Source organism: Pseudomonas sp., assembly GCF_030696055.1.
Classification (GTDB): domain Bacteria; phylum Pseudomonadota; class Gammaproteobacteria; order Pseudomonadales; family Pseudomonadaceae; genus Aquipseudomonas.
In genome coordinates this window covers 1-15581 of record NZ_JAUYNP010000211.1, presented here as the reverse complement: position 1 = coordinate 15581, position 15581 = coordinate 1, and the positions used below count along the sequence as shown (strand labels likewise).

At 61.9% G+C, this 15581-nt stretch carries 19 protein-coding genes, 1 pseudogene and 1 riboswitch; of the genes and pseudogenes, 16 read left to right on the top strand and 4 right to left on the bottom strand.

Translation table 11 applies throughout. The features are described from left to right. Positions 1–68: 68 nt before the first annotated feature. Entirely contained in the window at positions 69–671 is a 603-nt protein-coding gene (locus Q8Q83_RS12120) for a DNA-J related domain-containing protein (RefSeq protein WP_305624043.1), read from the bottom strand. 97 nt (positions 672–768) lie between these two features. On the opposite strand from Q8Q83_RS12120, the gene ttcA reads away from it, so the two are divergent. The 8 genes from ttcA (at position 769) to Q8Q83_RS12080 (ending at position 6324) form a co-directional block, all read left to right on the top strand. Further along, positions 769–1593: a tRNA 2-thiocytidine(32) synthetase TtcA gene (ttcA, locus tag Q8Q83_RS12115; protein ID WP_305624041.1), complete on the top strand. Its 825-nt coding sequence runs from the start codon at positions 769–771 to the stop codon at positions 1591–1593. 31 nt (positions 1594–1624) lie between these two features. Continuing rightward, positions 1625–2296, top strand: coding sequence for a DNA-3-methyladenine glycosylase I (locus Q8Q83_RS12110; RefSeq protein WP_305624040.1), 672 nt, complete (start codon positions 1625–1627; stop codon positions 2294–2296). A 19-nt stretch (positions 2297–2315) separates the two neighbouring features. Next, the gene (locus tag Q8Q83_RS12105) at positions 2316–3074 is read left to right on the top strand and encodes an NAD-dependent deacylase (protein ID WP_305624038.1); all 759 of its coding nucleotides are present in this window, start codon (positions 2316–2318) and stop codon (positions 3072–3074) included. Between the two features lie 76 nt (positions 3075–3150). Further along, a complete protein-coding gene (locus Q8Q83_RS12100) occupies positions 3151–3753 on the top strand; it encodes a C40 family peptidase (protein ID WP_305624036.1) in 603 nt (200 codons plus the stop codon). An 83-nt stretch (positions 3754–3836) separates the two neighbouring features. Then, complete coding sequence (locus Q8Q83_RS12095) at positions 3837–4355, top strand: C40 family peptidase (protein ID WP_305624034.1); 519 nt, start codon at positions 3837–3839, stop codon at positions 4353–4355. A gap of 21 nt (positions 4356–4376) precedes the next feature. Further along, entirely contained in the window at positions 4377–5039 is a 663-nt protein-coding gene (locus Q8Q83_RS12090) for an O-methyltransferase (protein WP_305624032.1), read from the top strand. Between the two features lie 22 nt (positions 5040–5061). Continuing rightward, a complete protein-coding gene (locus tag Q8Q83_RS12085) occupies positions 5062–5382 on the top strand; it encodes a hypothetical protein (RefSeq protein ID WP_305624030.1) in 321 nt (106 codons plus the stop codon). A gap of 129 nt (positions 5383–5511) precedes the next feature. After that, a complete protein-coding gene (locus tag Q8Q83_RS12080) occupies positions 5512–6324 on the top strand; it encodes an ABC transporter substrate-binding protein (protein WP_305624028.1) in 813 nt (270 codons plus the stop codon). A gap of 33 nt (positions 6325–6357) precedes the next feature. Here the strand turns inward: Q8Q83_RS12080 and Q8Q83_RS12075 are convergent, their stop codons facing one another. Further along, on the bottom strand, positions 6358–6705 hold the full coding sequence (locus Q8Q83_RS12075; protein ID WP_305624027.1) for a GFA family protein: 348 nt from the start codon (positions 6703–6705) through the stop codon (positions 6358–6360). Positions 6706–6799: 94 nt separating this feature from the next. Beyond that, a riboswitch (cobalamin riboswitch) is annotated at positions 6800–7040 on the top strand. Between the two features lie 117 nt (positions 7041–7157). Here Q8Q83_RS12075 and Q8Q83_RS12070 point away from each other — a divergent pair. From Q8Q83_RS12070 to Q8Q83_RS12050, 5 genes are read left to right on the top strand one after another with little or no spacing between them, the layout of a single operon-like run. Then, positions 7158–8516, top strand: coding sequence for a cobyrinate a,c-diamide synthase (locus Q8Q83_RS12070; RefSeq protein ID WP_371132402.1), 1359 nt, complete (start codon positions 7158–7160; stop codon positions 8514–8516). Further along, entirely contained in the window at positions 8513–9160 is a 648-nt protein-coding gene (gene bluB, locus Q8Q83_RS12065; RefSeq protein WP_305624025.1) for a 5,6-dimethylbenzimidazole synthase, read from the top strand. Before Q8Q83_RS12070 ends, bluB begins: the two co-directional genes overlap by 4 nt. After that, positions 9157–10065 (top strand): adenosylcobinamide-phosphate synthase CbiB, encoded by a 909-nt coding sequence (gene cbiB, locus Q8Q83_RS12060; protein WP_305624023.1) that lies wholly within the window; start codon positions 9157–9159, stop codon positions 10063–10065. The genes bluB and cbiB overlap by 4 nt, the downstream gene beginning before the upstream one ends. Next, positions 10058–11050 (top strand): threonine-phosphate decarboxylase CobD, encoded by a 993-nt coding sequence (gene cobD / locus Q8Q83_RS12055; RefSeq protein WP_305624021.1) that lies wholly within the window; start codon positions 10058–10060, stop codon positions 11048–11050. Before cbiB ends, cobD begins: the two co-directional genes overlap by 8 nt. Next, positions 11047–12498, top strand: coding sequence for a cobyric acid synthase (locus Q8Q83_RS12050; protein WP_305624019.1), 1452 nt, complete (start codon positions 11047–11049; stop codon positions 12496–12498). The genes cobD and Q8Q83_RS12050 overlap by 4 nt, the downstream gene beginning before the upstream one ends. A 98-nt stretch (positions 12499–12596) precedes the next feature. On the opposite strand, the pseudogene Q8Q83_RS12045 reads toward Q8Q83_RS12050, so the two are convergent. Beyond that, positions 12597–12743, bottom strand: a pseudogene (locus Q8Q83_RS12045) (IS110 family transposase); the annotation flags it as partial. 191 nt (positions 12744–12934) lie between these two features. Between Q8Q83_RS12045 and Q8Q83_RS12040 the strand changes: the two are divergent. The 3 genes from Q8Q83_RS12040 to Q8Q83_RS12030 all read left to right on the top strand — a co-directional run bounded on the left by Q8Q83_RS12040 (position 12935) and on the right by Q8Q83_RS12030 (position 14600). Then, positions 12935–13414: an SHOCT domain-containing protein gene (locus Q8Q83_RS12040; RefSeq protein WP_305624017.1), complete on the top strand. Its 480-nt coding sequence runs from the start codon at positions 12935–12937 to the stop codon at positions 13412–13414. Between the two features lie 182 nt (positions 13415–13596). Further along, on the top strand, positions 13597–13989 hold the full coding sequence (locus Q8Q83_RS12035) for a hypothetical protein (protein WP_305624016.1): 393 nt from the start codon (positions 13597–13599) through the stop codon (positions 13987–13989). A gap of 119 nt (positions 13990–14108) precedes the next feature. Continuing rightward, on the top strand, positions 14109–14600 hold the full coding sequence (locus Q8Q83_RS12030) for a hypothetical protein (protein ID WP_305624014.1): 492 nt from the start codon (positions 14109–14111) through the stop codon (positions 14598–14600). A gap of 453 nt (positions 14601–15053) precedes the next feature. Here Q8Q83_RS12030 and Q8Q83_RS12025 read toward each other — a convergent pair whose 3' ends face one another. Beyond that, complete coding sequence (locus Q8Q83_RS12025; protein WP_305624012.1) at positions 15054–15335, bottom strand: hypothetical protein; 282 nt, start codon at positions 15333–15335, stop codon at positions 15054–15056. Between the last annotated feature and the right edge of the window lie 246 nt (positions 15336–15581).

Genomic DNA, 15581 nt, shown 5'->3' with positions numbered 1-15581 from the left:
GACCGTATGTCGCAGTATAGGCGGCGATCACTGCAGGCGAAGGGGAGGGCTTAGAGCAAATCGGACTCTCAACGCTTGCCGTAATAGCGTTCGAGGATTTCCATGGCTTTGTTGATCGACTGCAGGCGCGAGGTGCTGCCGCCGCGATCCGGGTGATGCAGGCTCACCAGCTGACGGTAGCGCTGCTTGATAGTGGTGAGGTTGAGCGCGTGGGGATCATCGGCCAGCTCGAACAGCTCCAGGGCTGCGAGTTTTTCTTCGCCGCCCTGCATGCGCGTCCAGAAGCTGGCCAGGAGTTTTTCCACATCCCGTTCATCGGTGTTGCTCAACTGGCTGAGGTCCAGATAGTAGTCGCGCAGCGGGTCGTGTTCGCTCAGCTCGCCGCGGCCCGCCTGGTAGGGCAGCAGTTGGATGCGCAGCGGGTTTATCTGCACAAAGCCGGCCTGCTCGCCCCATAGCCGTTCGCGCAGGCGGTAGAGGGCGTTGAACAGCAGGAAGTGAGTGCGAAACAGCACCAGTTTGTCGGTCAGCGGCAGGTGCGGGATATGGGTGCAGTGGCGATCTTTCAGCTGTTGGATCAGCTGGTATTCGCCGAGCCCTGCTGGCGCGGCCAGGAGTAGCTGGTGCAGTTGCTCTGCGAGATCCTGGGCAGGATTGAGTTCGTCATTCATCGGCCGAGCCTAGCATTTCAGTTTGATTGGGGTAGGGCGCGCCGCGCTTTCTGCGTAAAATGCCGCACTTTCGTAAGCTTCCGGATTCCAGCGCACCATGGGCACCCTCTCGGTCAACCAGAACAAACTGCAAAAACGCCTGCGTCGCCAGGCCGGCGAAGCCGTTGCCGACTTCAATATGATCGAGGACGGCGACAAGGTGATGGTTTGCCTGTCCGGCGGCAAGGACAGCTACTGCATGCTTGACGTGCTGCTGCACCTGCAGAAGGTCGCGCCGATCAAGTTCGAGATAGTCGCGGTAAATATGGACCAGAAGCAGCCCGGTTTCCCCGAGCACGTGCTGCCGGCCTACCTGGAATCCATCGGCGTGCCCTACCACATAGTGGAAAAGGACACCTACTCGGTGGTCAAGGAGAAGATCCCGGAAGGCAAGACCACCTGCTCTCTGTGCTCGCGTCTGCGTCGCGGCACCCTGTATACCTTCGCCGACGAGATAGGCGCGACCAAGATGGTCCTGGGGCATCACCGCGACGACATCCTGGAAACCTTCTTCCTCAATATGTTCTACGGCGGCACTCTCAAGGCCATGCCGCCCAAGCTGCGCGCCGACGATGGCCGTAACGTGGTGATTCGTCCGCTGGCCTATTGCAGCGAGGCGGATATCGAGGCCTACAGCCAGCTCAAGCAGTTCCCGATCATCCCCTGCAATCTGTGCGGCTCCCAGGAGAACCTGCAGCGTCAGGTGGTCAAGGAGATGCTGCAGGACTGGGAACGCAAGTCGCCGGGGCGTACCGAGATCATGTTCCGCGCCCTGCAGAATGTGGTGCCGTCGCAGCTGGCCGACCGCAACCTGTTCGACTTCAAGAGCCTGAAAATCGACGAGAGCGCCGCCTCGCGCTTTGTCGATCTGATGAATCTCTGACCCAGCGTTTTCCCGGATCAAGGACTTCCCGATGCGCGACTACAAATGGCTTAACGAATATTGCCTGAACCGCTTCGGCTCGGTCGCCGAGCTGGAGGCGCGCCTGCCGCAGCCGCGCAGTGATGCCGAGTTGCGCGGGCTGAGCGATGACCGCTATCTGTCGCTGATCAGCCTGCGGGTGTTTCGCGCCGGCCTCAAGCACAGCCTGGTGGACGCCAAGTGGCCGGCCTTCGAGGAAGTGTTCTTCGGCTTCGATCCGGAAAAGGTCGTGCTGATGGGCGGCGAGCGCCTGGAAAACCTGATGCAGGATGCCCGCCTGATCCGCCATCTGGGCAAGCTCAAGAGCGTGCCGCGCAACGCCCAGTTCATCCTCGATGTACGCAAGGAGAAGGGCAGCTTCGGCGCCCTGATCGCCGACTGGCCGGTGACCGATATAGTCGGTTTGTGGAAGTACCTGGCCAAGCACGGCAGCCAGCTCGGCGGCCTGTCGGCGCCACGCTTGCTGCGTATGGTCGGCAAGGATACGTTTATCCCCAGCGACGATATGGTTGCCGCGCTCAAGGCTCAGGGCATTATCGACAAGGCCCCCACCAGCCTGAAAGACCTGGCAGCGGTGCAGGCCGCGTTCAATCAGTGGCACGAACAGAGCGGCCGGCCTTTATCTCAGCTGTCGGTGATGCTGGCGCATACGGTCAATCATTGAGGTCATGGCGGAGGTCGCGATGGATCAGGCAATCAAGCGGGTCGCCGAGAAGCTCAAGCAGGCCGACCGCATTCTGTTGATTACCGGCGCCGGCCTGTCCGCCGATTCCGGCCTGCCGACCTACCGCGGTCTCGGCGGCCTGTATAACGGCCAGACCGCCGAAGGCCTGCCCATCGAGACGGCGCTATCCGGCCCCATGCTGCAACGCGACCCGGCGCTGTGCTGGAAGTACCTGGCGGAGCTGGGCAAGGCCTGCCTGGGCGCCCAGGCCAATGCCGGGCATCTGGCCATCGCCGAGTTGCAGCGCAAAAAACCCGGGTGCTGGCTGCTGACCCAGAATATCGACGGTTATCACCGCGCCGCCGGCAGCCCGCCTGAACGCTTGATCGAGATTCACGGCGAGTTGGCCCCGCTGTATTGCCAATCCTGCGGCGCTGTCGACGCCGAATTGGCCGAACACCTGAGCCGGCCGCTGCCGCCCAGATGCCGGCAGTGCGGCGGCGTGCTGCGCCCGCCTGTGGTGCTGTTCGAGGAGATGTTGCCGGAGCAGGCCATCGGCAGCCTCTATGCCGAGCTGCGCAAAGGCTTCGAGGTAGTGCTCAGCATCGGCACCAGCGCCAGCTTCCCCTATATAGTCGAGCCGCTGCTGCGCACCCGCCAGGCCGGCGGCTTTACCGCCGAAATCAACCCGACCCGCACCGACTTGAGCGATGTCGTGGATGTGTATCTGCCAGGGCGGGCGTTAGATGTGTTGCCGAGACTACTGAGTCACATTTAGCGCCATAGAATTTGCAAATGAATGCCGCAGAAGGCATAGTCGCGCCCTAATCGAATTTACCGACACGGTCGTGCCCATGCTCAAACGCCTCGCACCCCTCGTGCCTCTCGCACTCTCCATGGTTCTGGCCGCCTGCGCTGGCCATGTTCCCGCCCCTGAATCCGCTGTGTTCTCCTCGCCGACCCTGGCCGAGTTTGATGAGCCAGCCAAAGAAGCCGCCCTTGGCGATTTCACCGAAGAAAAATCCTACAAACTGCCGCAACTGGCTGACAGCATCCTGTCCCATGGCCTATCGCTGGTCGGTACGCGCTATCGCTTCGGTGGCGGTTCGGTGAAGTCGGGCTTCGATTGCAGCGGTTTTATCGGCTACCTGTTCAAGGAAGAGGCCGGCATGCAACTGCCGCGCTCGACCCGCGAGATGATCAATATCGATGCGCCGCTGGTTGAGCGCGCCGAGCTGGAACCGGGCGATCTGCTGTTCTTCAGCACCAATGGCCGCGGCCGTGTCAGCCATGCCGGGATCTACCTGGGCGACGACCAATTTATCCATTCCTCCAGCAGCCGCAGCGGCGGTGTGCGGGTCGATAGCCTGGAAGATCGCTACTGGAATCGCACCTTTATCGAGGCCAAACGCGCCTTGGCCATGGCGCCGAGCGAAGAGCTGCCGCGCCACCCCTAAAGCGCCTGGGCAAGCGCAAAGGTTGCGCAGCGCCGGCCAAGCCGGCAGAGTAGGGCGCATTCAGGCTCTGGATCGCCCCGCATATGCCCGCCACGACCCGCATTGCCCTGCTGCTGCTGGTCAGCCTGCTGAGCGCCTGCTCCAGCCGCGCCCCCGTCCCGCAAACGCCAGTACCCGCACCGATCAGCAGCTATAACGGCAATGCCGATGATGTGCTGTTCCGCGCCTTGGGCCTGGTCGGCACCCCTTATCGCTATGGCGGCAATACCCCGGATGCGGGTTTCGACTGCAGCGGTCTGATCGGTTACGTCTACCGCGATGCCGCCGGCATCAGCCTGCCGCGCTCGACCCGCGAGCTGCTCAACCTGCGCGCGCCAGCGGTGGGGCGCGACGCCCTGCAAAGCGGCGATCTGCTGTTCTTCGCCACCAGCGGCGGGCGCCAGGTCAGCCATGCCGGTATCTATGTCGGCGAGGGGCGCTTCGTCCACGCGCCCTCCAGCGGCGGCACTGTGCGTCTGGACCAGCTCAGCGATGCCTACTGGCAACGCAGCTACCTGAACGCCAAGCGCGTCTTTAGCGCGGAACTGGCGCGCAATCCCTGACCTTGAGTCCCGGCTAGCCCTATGACCAACCGCAGCCTCAATCTCGACGACCGCCTCTACCAGTACCTGCTCGACGTATCCCTGCGCGAAACGCCGCTGCTCAAGCGCTTGCGGGAGGAAACCGCGCAACTGGCCACGGCGCGTTGGCAGATCGCCCCCGAGCAAGGCCAGTTTATGGCGCTGCTGGTGCAGTTGACCGGGGCCAGGCGGATTGTCGAGGTCGGCACCTTTACCGGCTACAGCGCCCTGTGCATGGCCCAGGCCATGGGCGAGGCGGGGCACCTGATCTGCTGCGATATTCCCGGCGACTACAACGCCATCGCCCTGCGTTACTGGCGCGAGGCCGGCCTCGGCGCGCGTATCGAACAACGCCTGGCGCCGGCCCTGCAGACCCTGGCCGCGCTGGAGGCCGAAGGGCTGGCGGGCAGTGTCGACCTGATCTTTATCGATGCCGACAAGGTCAACTACCCGGCCTATCTGGAACATGCGCTCAGGCTGGTGCGCCAGGGTGGCCTGATCCTGTTCGACAACACCCTGTGGAGCGGTCGGGTGCTGGAGCAGCAGCCGGACAGCGCCGACACCCGCGCCATCCAGGCGCTCAACCTGGCCTTGAAGGACGACCCGCGGATCGATTTGTCCTTGCTGCCGCTTGGCGATGGCCTGACACTCTGCCGCAAACGCTAACCCTGCCTGCCGCGACGCCGTCATGCCCGAACCCATCCGCCTGCCGCCCCAGCCCGACGCTTGTGAGCTCTGTGCCCGCATCGTGGCGCTGACCCGCCATCATTTGATCCCCAAGGCCCTGCACGACAGGCCCTATGTGCAGAAGCGCCATGCCAAGAGCGAGCGCATCGGCGCCACCCTGTGGGTGTGCCGCGCCTGTCATAACCAGATCCACCGGCTGTTCAGCGAGAAGGAACTGGCCCTGAACTACAACAGCCGCGATACCTTGCTCGGCGACGAGCGGCTGCGCACCTTCGTCATCTGGCTGGCCAGCAAGCCGGCGGGCTTTATGCCAAGACCCTAAGGCGCCCTGCGCCCGCTCAGGCCCTGATAAAGCCTTCCGCTGGCGTGCGGCGCTGGGGGCTGAACTACGCTTGGTGTTACGCCTGGGCACTCCGGTCAGGTGCAGGGCGGCCAACTCAGGAGGGCGCATATGCACAGAAACCACCACAAGCTGGGCGCGGGCCTGCTGCTGGTGCTATGCCTGGCGGCCTCTCCGTTGGCCGAGGCCGACACCCAGGTCACCCTGCTGGTGGATGACAGCTACCCGCCCTATACCTACCAGCGCAATGGCGAGGCCGCGGGTATCTACGTGGATATCCTGCGTGCCGCCGAGCCGCTGCTGCATGGCTACCGCCTCAGGTTGCGGCCCTTGCCCTGGCGCCGCGCCCTGGCCGAGATCGAGGCGGGCCGCGAGTTGGCGGTGGTGCCGCCCTACTACCGGCCGCAGGAACGGCCCTGGATAGCGCCTTATTCGGTGCCCATGCTGGAGGAGCGCCTGGCGGTGTTCTGTCGCCAGGACATCTTCAAGGACAACCCGCGCCTGCGCTGGCCGGAGGACTACCGTGGCCTGCGCTTCGGCAACAATATGGGCTTTCTGCCCGGTGGCCAGCCGTTCTGGAGCGCGGTGCAGCTCGGCCTGATCCATGTCGAGGAGGCCCCAGGCAATCGCGCCAATCTGCTCAAGCTGGTGCACCAGCGGATCGACTGCTACCTCAACGACCGCCTCTCGGTGCTCAGCGAGTTGGCGGGCATGCGTGACGACGGGCTCTACGAGCCGAGCAAACATGGGCTTATAGCCGAGGGGCCCAGCGTCTCGGTGGAAAACGGCCACGTCGGCTTCAGCAACCGCACCGCCGAGCGTTTCCCGTTCAAACAGGACTTCGCCGACCAACTGGACTCCGCCCTGATTCAGCTGCGCCAGAGCGGCGAGATCGAGCGCATAGTGCAGCGCTATATCCAGTAAGGGCCGAGGGGCGGCCCGGCTTGATTGGTAGCGCTAGACTGCTCGTCCGTCGAAGTGGCTGATGGGCACGGCTTCCAGGTCGATGTCCTGCAGGCAGCGGATATTGATCGCCGCCATGGCATTGCCTTGGGGGGCGCGGCCTTCGCCGTAGGGATGGATACCGCAGGTGGGGCAGAAGCGGTGCCTGATCAGGTGCTTGTTGAATTCATAGGTGGCGGCGTTGCTCTCCGGGGTCAGCAACTGCAGTTGCTCGCGGGGGACAAACCATAGCAGCGAGCCCTTGCGCTGGCAGATCGAACAATTGCACGCCATCGCCCCCTCGAGCTGGCCCTCCACCTCGAAGGCCACTCGGCCGCAGTGGCAACTGCCTTGGTATTTCATCTGGCTTCTCCTGTTGGTGACGAGAGACAACAGCTTAGACGCAGTTTTCCCCGCATGGTCCCTATGCATTGACGCCTAGGCTGCGTGTCTCTACCCTGCGGACCTTGCAACAGGTGCCCTCGACGCTGTGTGTCAGCGGGGGTGAAACAGGGAAGTCGGTGCGTTGCGCGCGTGTACGCCAACCATTCCGACGCTGCCCCCGCAACGGTAGACGAGTCAAACCAACGCTTTTTCAACCACTGTGCGTTTGGCATGGGAAGGTGCGTTTGCTGCTGTTCTAAGCCCTTAGAACAGGCTCGTAAGCCCGGAGACCGGCCTGCTGCAGTCCATGGCATCGCGGAGGGCGTTGTCTGGCGTGTGGGCTGCGCCTTTTGCAGTTCGTGCGTCTGCGCTCTCCCTATGTTTTTCCCAGCCTAGGTCGCACGGGTGAGAGCGGCGGAGCATACAACCTGATGAGCAAGTCCCTGCTAAAGCCGACAACACCGGCGCCCTGCGGTGCTGGCATAAACAGCCCGCGCCAATGTCCCGCGTTGCTGATCGCCGCGCCTGCCTCGGGCCAGGGCAAGACCACCGTGACCGCCGCCCTGGCGCGCCTGCATAGCCGCCAGGGCAAGCGGGTGCGGGTATTTAAATGCGGGCCGGACTTTCTCGACCCGATGATCCTCGCCCGCGCCAGCGGCGCGCCGGTGTACCAGCTGGATCTGTGGATGGTCGGCGAGGCCGAGAGTCGGCGCTTGCTCTGGCAGGCGGCGGGCGAGGCCGATCTGATCCTGATCGAAGGGGTGATGGGCCTGTTCGATGGCACGCCCTCGGCGGCCGATCTGGCCCGGCGTTTCGGGGTGCCGGTGCTGGCGGTGATCGACGGCTCGGCCATGGCCCAGACCTTCGGCGCGCTGGCCCATGGCCTGGCGACCTTTCAGGCGGATTTGCCGTTCTCCGGGGTGCTGGGCAACCGGGTCGGCAGCGTTCGTCATGGCGAGATACTGCGCGATGCGCTGCCGGCGTCGATCCGCTGGTACGGCGCCTTGCCGCGCAGCGTCGAGGTGGAGTTGCCCAGCCGTCACCTGGGCCTGATCCAGGCCGCCGAACTCGGCGATCTGGATGCCCGCCTGGATGCCGCCGCCGATGCCCTGGCCGCCAGCGCCGATACCAGCTTGCCGCCGCCGGTCAGCTTTGCCGCCCCCGAGCAGCCAAGACCCGCGCCGCTGTTGAGTGGAGTACGGATTGGTGTGGCCCGCGACAGCGCCTTCGCCTTTCTCTACCAGGCCAATCTGGATCTGCTGCGCGAATTAGGCGCCGAGCTTAAGTTCTTCTCGCCCTTGACCGACAGCCAGCTGCCGGAGGTCGATAGCCTGTATTTGCCCGGCGGCTATCCCGAGCTGCACCTGGCGCAGCTTGAAGCCAACCAGGCCATGGCAGAGTCGATTCGCGCCCACCACGGCGCCGGCAAACCGATCCATGCCGAGTGCGGCGGTATGCTCTATCTGCTCGACAAGCTGACCGACAAGCAGGGCGCCAGCGGCCAGATGCTCGGCTTGCTTAAGGGCGAGGCGACCCTGCAACCCCGTATGACCGCCATGGCCTTGCAGCAGGCCGAGCTGCCGGAAGGCTTGCTGCGCGGTCATAGCTTTCACTACTCGGCGCTGAGCAGCGAACTGCAGCCGCTGACCCGTGGCGAGTGCCCGAACTATAAGCGCACCGCCGAGGCGGTCTATCGCAACGGCCGGCTGACCGCCTCCTATATCCACTTCTACCTGCCGTCCGATCCCGCTGCCGCTGCCTCGCTGTTTCAGCCCGGTGAGCGCCTATGAGTGAGCAGGCCTTTAGCGCCGCCGAGCGCGCCGCGGTCTATCGCGCCATCGCCGAGCGCCGCGATATGCGTCACTTCAGTGGCGGCGAGGTGGCTCCCGAGCTGTTGGCGCGCCTGCTCGAGGCGGCGCACCAGGCCCCCAGCGTCGGCCTGATGCAGCCCTGGCGGTTTATCCGCATCACTCGCCCTGCTTTGCGCGAGGCGATCCATGGCCTGGTGGAGGAGGAGCGGGTGCGCACCGCCGAGGCCTTGGGCGAGCGCAGCGATGACTTTATGCGGCTCAAGGTCGAGGGCATTCGCGACTGCGCCGAGCTGCTGGTGGTGGCCCTGATGGACGGCCGCGAGGCCCATATGTTCGGCCGCCGCACCTTGCCGGAAATGGATCTGGCGTCATTGGCCTGCGCCATTCAGAATCTCTGGCTGGCCGCCCGCGCCGAAGGTCTGGGCATGGGCTGGGTGTCGCTGTTCGAGCCCGAGGCTCTGGCCGAGTTGCTGGCCATGCCGGCCGGCAGCAAGCCCTTGGCGGTGCTGTGTCTGGGCCCGGTCGCGGCGTTTTATGCCGCCCCCATGCTGGTGCAGCAAGGCTGGGCCGAGCCGCGGCCGCTCAGCGAGCTGCTGTTTCAGGATCAATGGGGCACGCCATGAGCCTGATTCTTAGCACCTGCGCCGGGGTCGCCCTGGATGCGGTTTTTGGCGAGTCCAAGGGCTGGCACCCGCTGGTGGCCTTCGGGCGCATGGCCGAGCGCATCGAGCAGCGCTTCAACCCGGCCGGTGGCGGTTGGCGCAGCCATGGGCTGAGCGCCTGGTGCCTGGCGGTGCTGCCGCTGACCCTGCTGACCTGGCTGTTGAGCCAGGTCTCGCTGCTCGGCTGGGCGGTGGAGATTGTCGCGCTGTATGCCGCATTGGGGCTGAAGAGCCTGGGCGAGCATGCGCTGCCGGTGGCCCAGGCGCTGCGCCTGGGCGACTTGCCCCTGGCGCGGCAGCGGGTCGGCTATATGGTCAGCCGCAATACCGCGCAGCTGGATGCCGCCGGCGTGGCCCGCGCCGGCAGCGAGTCGGTGCTGGAAAACGGCTCGGATGCGGTGTTCGCCGCGCTGTTCTGGTTTCTCGTCGCCGGCGCCCCCGGGGTGGTGCTGTATCGCCTGAGCAATACCCTGGATGCCATGTGGGGCTACCGCAACGAGCGTTTCGAGCGCTTCGGCTGGGCCGCGGCGAAGATCGACGACGTGCTCAATTATCTGCCGGCGCGTTTAGTCGCACTGACCTATGCGCTGCTCGGGCGTACCTGGTTGGCGCTGCACTGCTGGCGCACCCAGGCGCCGCAATGGGACAGCCCCAACGCCGGGCCGGTGATGGCCGCGGGTGCCGGCGCCCTGGGTATCAGCCTGGGCGGCGCGGCGGAGTATCACGGCGAGCAACACCTGCGTCCGCAACTGGGCCAGGGCCCGCAGCCCAAGGCGCGGGATATCGAGCGAGCGCTCAATCTGGTGTACGGCGGTGTGCTGCTGTGGCTGGCGCTGTTGCTGCTGTGGGGGCTTCTTTATGCTTGAACATGGCGGCCGCCTGCGCGCCGCGGCGCAGCGTTATGCCATTGCCTTGGAGCATTGGCTGGACCTGTCCACCGGTATCGCCCCCTATGGTTGGACGTTGCCGGCGATTCCAGCCGAAGCCTGGACGCGTCTGCCGGAACAGGATGACGGCCTGGAAATCGCCGCCCGCGACTACTACGGCGTGGCCAATCTGCTGCCGGTGGCCGGTTCCCAGGCGGCGATCCAGGCCCTGCCGCGCCTGGTGCGCAACGCCACGGTCGGCATAGTTGCGCCGGCCTATGCCGAGCATGCCGCGGCCTGGCAGCGTGAAGGCCATAAGCTGCTGGCCATCAGCGAAGCCGGGATCAATCGCGCCCTGGAACGCCTCGATGTGTTGCTGCTGATCAACCCCAACAATCCCAGCGGCCGGCGTTTCGCCCCCGAGCAACTGCTGCGCTGGCATGCGCGCCTGGCCGAGCGCGGCGGCTGGCTGGTGGTGGATGAGGCCTTTATCGACTGCACCCCCGAATACAGCCTGGCCGCTTATAGCGACTTGCCGGGGCTGATCGTATTGCGCTCGTTCGGCAAGTTTTTCGGCCTGGCCGGTATTCGCCTGGGCTTTGTCCTGGCGCAGCCCACGCTGCTCGAGCAACTGGCCGAGTTGCTCGGGCCCTGGACCGTCAGCGGGCCGAGCCGGGTGGTGGCCACCGCGCTGTTGCAGGATCAGGCGGGCCAGCAGCGCCAGCGTCAGCGCTTGCTGGCCGATGGCGAGCGCCTGGCCGCGCTGCTAAGCGCCCAGGAGTTGACTCCAACGGGCGGCTGCGCGCTGTTCCAGTTCTGCTGCACGCCCAGGGCCGCCGAGCTGCATGAGTTTCTCGCCAGCCGGGGCATCCTCACCCGGCTGTTCGACAGCCCCAGCAGCCTGCGTTTCGGCCTGCCGGCGGACGAGCCGGGCTGGCCACGTCTTGAGCAGGCCTTAGCGCTATTCGCCAAGGAATCCCTATGACTACCTTGATGGTGCAGGGCACCACCTCGGATGCCGGCAAGAGCACCTTGGTGACCGCGCTATGTCGCTGGCTCAAGCGCCAGGGCATCGCTGTGGTGCCGTTCAAGCCGCAGAATATGGCGCTGAATTCCGCGGTGACCGCCGATGGCGGCGAGATCGGCCGCGCCCAGGCGGTGCAGGCCCAGGCCGCCGGGTTGGCGCCGCACACCGATATGAACCCGGTGCTGCTCAAGCCCAATAGCGACATAGGCGCCCAGGTGATCATCCATGGCCGTGCCCTTAGCAGCATGGATGCCGTGGCCTATCACGATTACAAGAAGGTGGCGCTGCAGGCGGTGCTGCAGTCGCACCAGCGCCTGAGCGCCGCCTATCCGGTGGTGATGGTGGAGGGCGCCGGTTCGCCGGCGGAGATCAACCTGCGCGCCGGCGATATCGCCAATATGGGCTTTGCCGAGGCGGTGGATTGCCCGGTGCTACTGATCGCCGATATCGACAAGGGCGGGGTGTTCGCCCATCTGGTCGGCACACTCGAACTGCTCAGCCCATCGGAACAGGCGCGGATCAAGGGCTTTGTGATCAACCGTTTTCGCGGCGATATCGCCCTGTTGCAGCCGGGCCTGGACTGGCTGGAGCAGCGCACCGGCAAACCGGTGCTGGGCGTATTGCCCTACCTGATGGATTTCCATCTGGAAGCCGAGGACGCCATAGACCGTCGGCAGAGCGCCAAGGCCGCCGAGCGGATCAAGGTGCTGGTGCCGGTGCTGCCGCGCATCAGCAACCACACCGACTTCGACCCGCTGCGTCTGCACCCCCAGGTCGAGCTGTGCTTCGTCGGCCCCGGCCAGGCGATCCCGCCCGCCGACCTGATCATCCTGCCCGGCTCCAAGAGCGTGCGCGCCGACCTGGCCTTCCTGCGCGAGCAGGGCTGGCAGGCGGCTATCGACAAGCACCTGCGCTACGGCGGCAAGCTGCTGGGCATCTGCGGCGGGCTGCAGATGCTCGGCCGGCGCATCGACGACCCTCATGGCCTGGAGGGCGTGGCCGGCAGCAGCGCGGGCTTCGGTCTGCTGGAATTCAGCACCACCCTGGAGGCGGAAAAGCAGCTGCGCACCGTGCGTGGCCGCCTATGCCTGGAAGGCGCGCCGGTATCCGGTTACGAGATCCACGCCGGGGTCAGCAGCGGCGCGGGCCTGGAGGCGGCCGCCGTGCAGCTGGACGATGGCCGTTGCGACGGGGCCATCAGCGCCGATGGCCAGGTGCTCGGCACCTATCTGCATGGCCTGTTCGAGACCAGTGAGGCCTGCGGCGCGCTGCTGCGCTGGGCCGGGCTGCGCGAGGTGCAAACGGTGGATTACCACGCCCTGCGCGAGCGGGATATCGAGCGCCTGGCCGATCTGGTCGAGCAGCATCTGGATACCGCGAAATTGCGAACTCTATGTGGCCTGTAGGGTGGATCACGCTTTATCGATCCAGCGTTTGCGACGCGATGGTGGATGTAAAAACGACATCCACCCTCCAGGGAAAAAGGTGAGCTATGCATGAACTGATACTCGACTGGCTCTATCTGCTCCTGTATATGTTGGCGAAATGCCTCACGGCTCAGCCGCTTGCGCTGACTCACCTGACCGACACGGATACTCTCGGCAACTTGGTAAACGGACTTGGCCAAATAAATCACTATGTGCTTAATCATCGCTGTTACCCTCCGTACGCTACTGATCACTCAGCTACTGCAGGTTAGTGTGGTGCAAGGGGAGGCAATTTAAGTATTCAAGTTATTTGTTTTGCGCTCTGGGGTGTATGCTGCTGGTCATTAACTTAAATGTTAATGGTTTTCCAATATTACCCTCGTGTCACAATTTAATTTTTTAGGGATGACAGGTTATGTTGAGTAAGCTCAAGGAGCTCGCTGGGAAAGCTAAAGATGCAATTTCGTCAACCGCAGTTTTAATAGGTGATTTGAACGGTGACGGAAAAGTTGATGAAGAGGATGCGCGTATCGCTACCGAATGGGCAAAGAAAACTGCGTCAACTATAGGTGATGAAGCAGGAAGGCTTGGCAAGGAAGCAATGCGTTCTGACTTGGCAAAGGATGCCGCTTCAGGCGCGGCAATTGGTGCTGCTGTAGCTATTCCTGTTCCAGTAATTGGCCCTATCGCCGGGGCTGCAATTGGTGCGGGATTGGGTATATACAAGAACTTCACAAAAAAGAGCCAGTCGGCACCAATATTTGTCGATCATATACCGGCTCAAAAAGATGTTCATGCTGAACTTATTAAGCTTGATGAATTAAGACAGAAAAATATTATTTCTGATGCAGAGTTCGAGGAGCAAAAGAAGAAAGTTCTCAATGCTAGCGCCTGACAACGTATATGAAATCTCCCGCTAGTAATTACCCTGCCGTCAGTGCGATTGCATGCGTATATCCGGTCTGTAGTTGGCACTGACGGCCTAATAGACACTAAATAGTAATCCCCAGAAATACCAATCCCTAAGCGCTCTCGGAGAAATCCAAGGGCGTTTTTTTTTGTTAAAAAGGAGGTTGTATGCAGATATTGCATGATTCAAAAACGATAGAGGAGGGCGCTCGATTATGTCCTTATCGTGATGTCCGTCAACTGCTGGCGGCTTATGTTGAACGCCTCGGTGAGTACGAGGTGGATGACTTGAGCAAGCTGGTGCGTTTCATAGTGTTTGAGCATGGTGATGCCGTAACTGATTTGGATGCCGCCCTAGGTTTTCCAATCATGACCAATCGCTTTGACGGTACACACTTTGGCGAGCCTGATTTCAGCCCGTCGTGGGAGGTGGCCGAGGAACATTCGCATTGGTACGAATTAGTCTTCGTGCTCAGTGATGATGGCTTCGGTGTGGTGGTGTTCATACCGAAAAATACACAACCGCAATTGCTCAATATGCTCCAGCAGTACGTCCGCTAAACCCCTCGATACCCGTTGCGGCCAATCGGCCATCTTATTTGAAAGGCACTCAAGCCCTTCAATGTCTGATCCAGCAATACCCACCCTGTATCTCATCCATAACCCTGAGAGGTATCTTTATGTCCATAGAATCTGTATCCGAAATCCAACCCGTAGCTGTTGCTACAGCTGACACCAACCTAGATGAGCAGTTTTGTGTCCTGAAGGAGGGCAGCTGTGCATCCCTGACAGGTCGATCAACCTTAAGCTATCAGTTAGCGACACTTGGGGAGTCTGGGTTGCACCTGAGACTAACCGGCAACACTGGCACTGGCTTCTTCAGCAAGGACTGGATGCCTTGTTCCATGATCGAGCAATTGATCATTGGTGCCACTGAGCTGACTTCAACATCGTTCAAAACCATCTTTCCAAACAAGTCAGTCAATACCGGTGGCTTTGTTGTGGCGGTGCTCAAGGATCTGGGCTTGCTTCGAGTCAATGAGCAAAACAGCCGCTGGCACGCACACGTTGCTGATATGACGTTTGAGCGGATAGCAATTGAGCCGATGGAGGAGGAAGAGATTCAGACGGTGACGGGTACTAAGGGTAAACGTAAGTCCAAGGAGGTATGACCAATGCTGGCCATTACCTCTGCTTTGATCTCGGCTGCTGTCTTGGGCATGTGGTTTCCAGCGACTCGTTGGCTTGGCATCTCTAGTACAGCAATGTTGTGCTTCTTCTACCCTTGGATCGGTATCCCGTTGCTGCTAGCCGTGGGGTGGGCTTTCTACTACTTCCGTATCCGCTGAGGGGAGGGGCGGCCGTGAAATATCCATAGAAACTCTGATCTGACCGGATTTCGGTCGAGTTGTTATTTTCCTTACGCCGTACACCACTAATCCAGTTAATGATCCGACATTGTGCGGAGGGATAGTTGTGTCCGGCATTTTGGAACGGCAATTTTCGAGAGTGCGAATTTTTCCATGGCTATAGTGGTGCTGCCGTGTTTTGGCTATCAGAGAGAAACGGTTGTCGACTAGGGGCGGAGCGTGGACACTATGCCCATGCCCCCGTAGTGTGCGCGGCTAGTTAATGCACAGGAAAGCACTGGTTCTGCCGGGGCCAGAATTAAGTAGTGGTGTTGTATCTATGAGAGAAGCATTTTGCCAGCCTAGTTTATTGCAGTAATTCTTCGCCATTAGTTCAATTTCAGCAGCATCCTCTCTAGCTGGATTAAAGACGTCGTATTTGATTGATACGCCATCTCGGCTCGCAGCTACTATTTGAGGCGCTAGGCAGCCTGTGAGAGTGAAAGCGGTTAGAGTTAAAGATGTTAATATAAACAAATTTTTAATATTATTATTCATGCGCATGCTCTAAATCCATGAGGTTGTTGTGTAAGTACAATTCAGGAACTATATCATGAGCTCATGGGTTAAGTGCAGCGCTGAAATAATACGTCCTCAATTCGGGATTCCTTGTTCAGCGTGGTACCTATACCGGCCTATGCATGGGCCTGTCGAATCACTAAGCTGCGGTCACTAAATCGCCATGACGGCGAAAAAATAAATGGAGTTTCCCCGTGCCCTGCATAAGCCCCGCTTCTTTGCTGC

Excerpts from the sequence above, each read along its gene's own strand:
- Q8Q83_RS12040 (WP_305624017.1), top strand. The coding sequence starts at position 12,935 with ATGTTGAGTAAGCTCAAGGAGCTCGCTGGGAAAGCTAAAGATGCAATT.
- cobD (WP_305624021.1), top strand. The coding sequence starts at position 10,058 with ATGCTTGAACATGGCGGCCGCCTGCGCGCCGCGGCGCAGCGTTATGCC.
- Q8Q83_RS12110 (WP_305624040.1), top strand. The coding sequence starts at position 1,625 with ATGCGCGACTACAAATGGCTTAACGAATATTGCCTGAACCGCTTCGGC.
- Q8Q83_RS12030 (WP_305624014.1), top strand. The coding sequence starts at position 14,109 with ATGTCCATAGAATCTGTATCCGAAATCCAACCCGTAGCTGTTGCTACA.
- cbiB (WP_305624023.1), top strand. The coding sequence starts at position 9,157 with ATGAGCCTGATTCTTAGCACCTGCGCCGGGGTCGCCCTGGATGCGGTT.
- Q8Q83_RS12070 (WP_371132402.1), top strand. The coding sequence starts at position 7,158 with ATGAGCAAGTCCCTGCTAAAGCCGACAACACCGGCGCCCTGCGGTGCT.
- Q8Q83_RS12100 (WP_305624036.1), top strand. The coding sequence starts at position 3,151 with ATGCTCAAACGCCTCGCACCCCTCGTGCCTCTCGCACTCTCCATGGTT.
- Q8Q83_RS12075 (WP_305624027.1), bottom strand. The coding sequence starts at position 6,705 with ATGAAATACCAAGGCAGTTGCCACTGCGGCCGAGTGGCCTTCGAGGTG.
- Q8Q83_RS12050 (WP_305624019.1), top strand. The coding sequence starts at position 11,047 with ATGACTACCTTGATGGTGCAGGGCACCACCTCGGATGCCGGCAAGAGC.
- ttcA (WP_305624041.1), top strand. The coding sequence starts at position 769 with ATGGGCACCCTCTCGGTCAACCAGAACAAACTGCAAAAACGCCTGCGT.
- bluB (WP_305624025.1), top strand. The coding sequence starts at position 8,513 with ATGAGTGAGCAGGCCTTTAGCGCCGCCGAGCGCGCCGCGGTCTATCGC.
- Q8Q83_RS12120 (WP_305624043.1), bottom strand. The coding sequence starts at position 671 with ATGAATGACGAACTCAATCCTGCCCAGGATCTCGCAGAGCAACTGCAC.
- Q8Q83_RS12080 (WP_305624028.1), top strand. The coding sequence starts at position 5,512 with ATGCACAGAAACCACCACAAGCTGGGCGCGGGCCTGCTGCTGGTGCTA.
- Q8Q83_RS12090 (WP_305624032.1), top strand. The coding sequence starts at position 4,377 with ATGACCAACCGCAGCCTCAATCTCGACGACCGCCTCTACCAGTACCTG.
- Q8Q83_RS12025 (WP_305624012.1), bottom strand. The coding sequence starts at position 15,335 with ATGAATAATAATATTAAAAATTTGTTTATATTAACATCTTTAACTCTA.
- Q8Q83_RS12035 (WP_305624016.1), top strand. The coding sequence starts at position 13,597 with ATGCAGATATTGCATGATTCAAAAACGATAGAGGAGGGCGCTCGATTA.
- Q8Q83_RS12095 (WP_305624034.1), top strand. The coding sequence starts at position 3,837 with ATGCCCGCCACGACCCGCATTGCCCTGCTGCTGCTGGTCAGCCTGCTG.
- Q8Q83_RS12085 (WP_305624030.1), top strand. The coding sequence starts at position 5,062 with ATGCCCGAACCCATCCGCCTGCCGCCCCAGCCCGACGCTTGTGAGCTC.
- Q8Q83_RS12105 (WP_305624038.1), top strand. The coding sequence starts at position 2,316 with ATGGATCAGGCAATCAAGCGGGTCGCCGAGAAGCTCAAGCAGGCCGAC.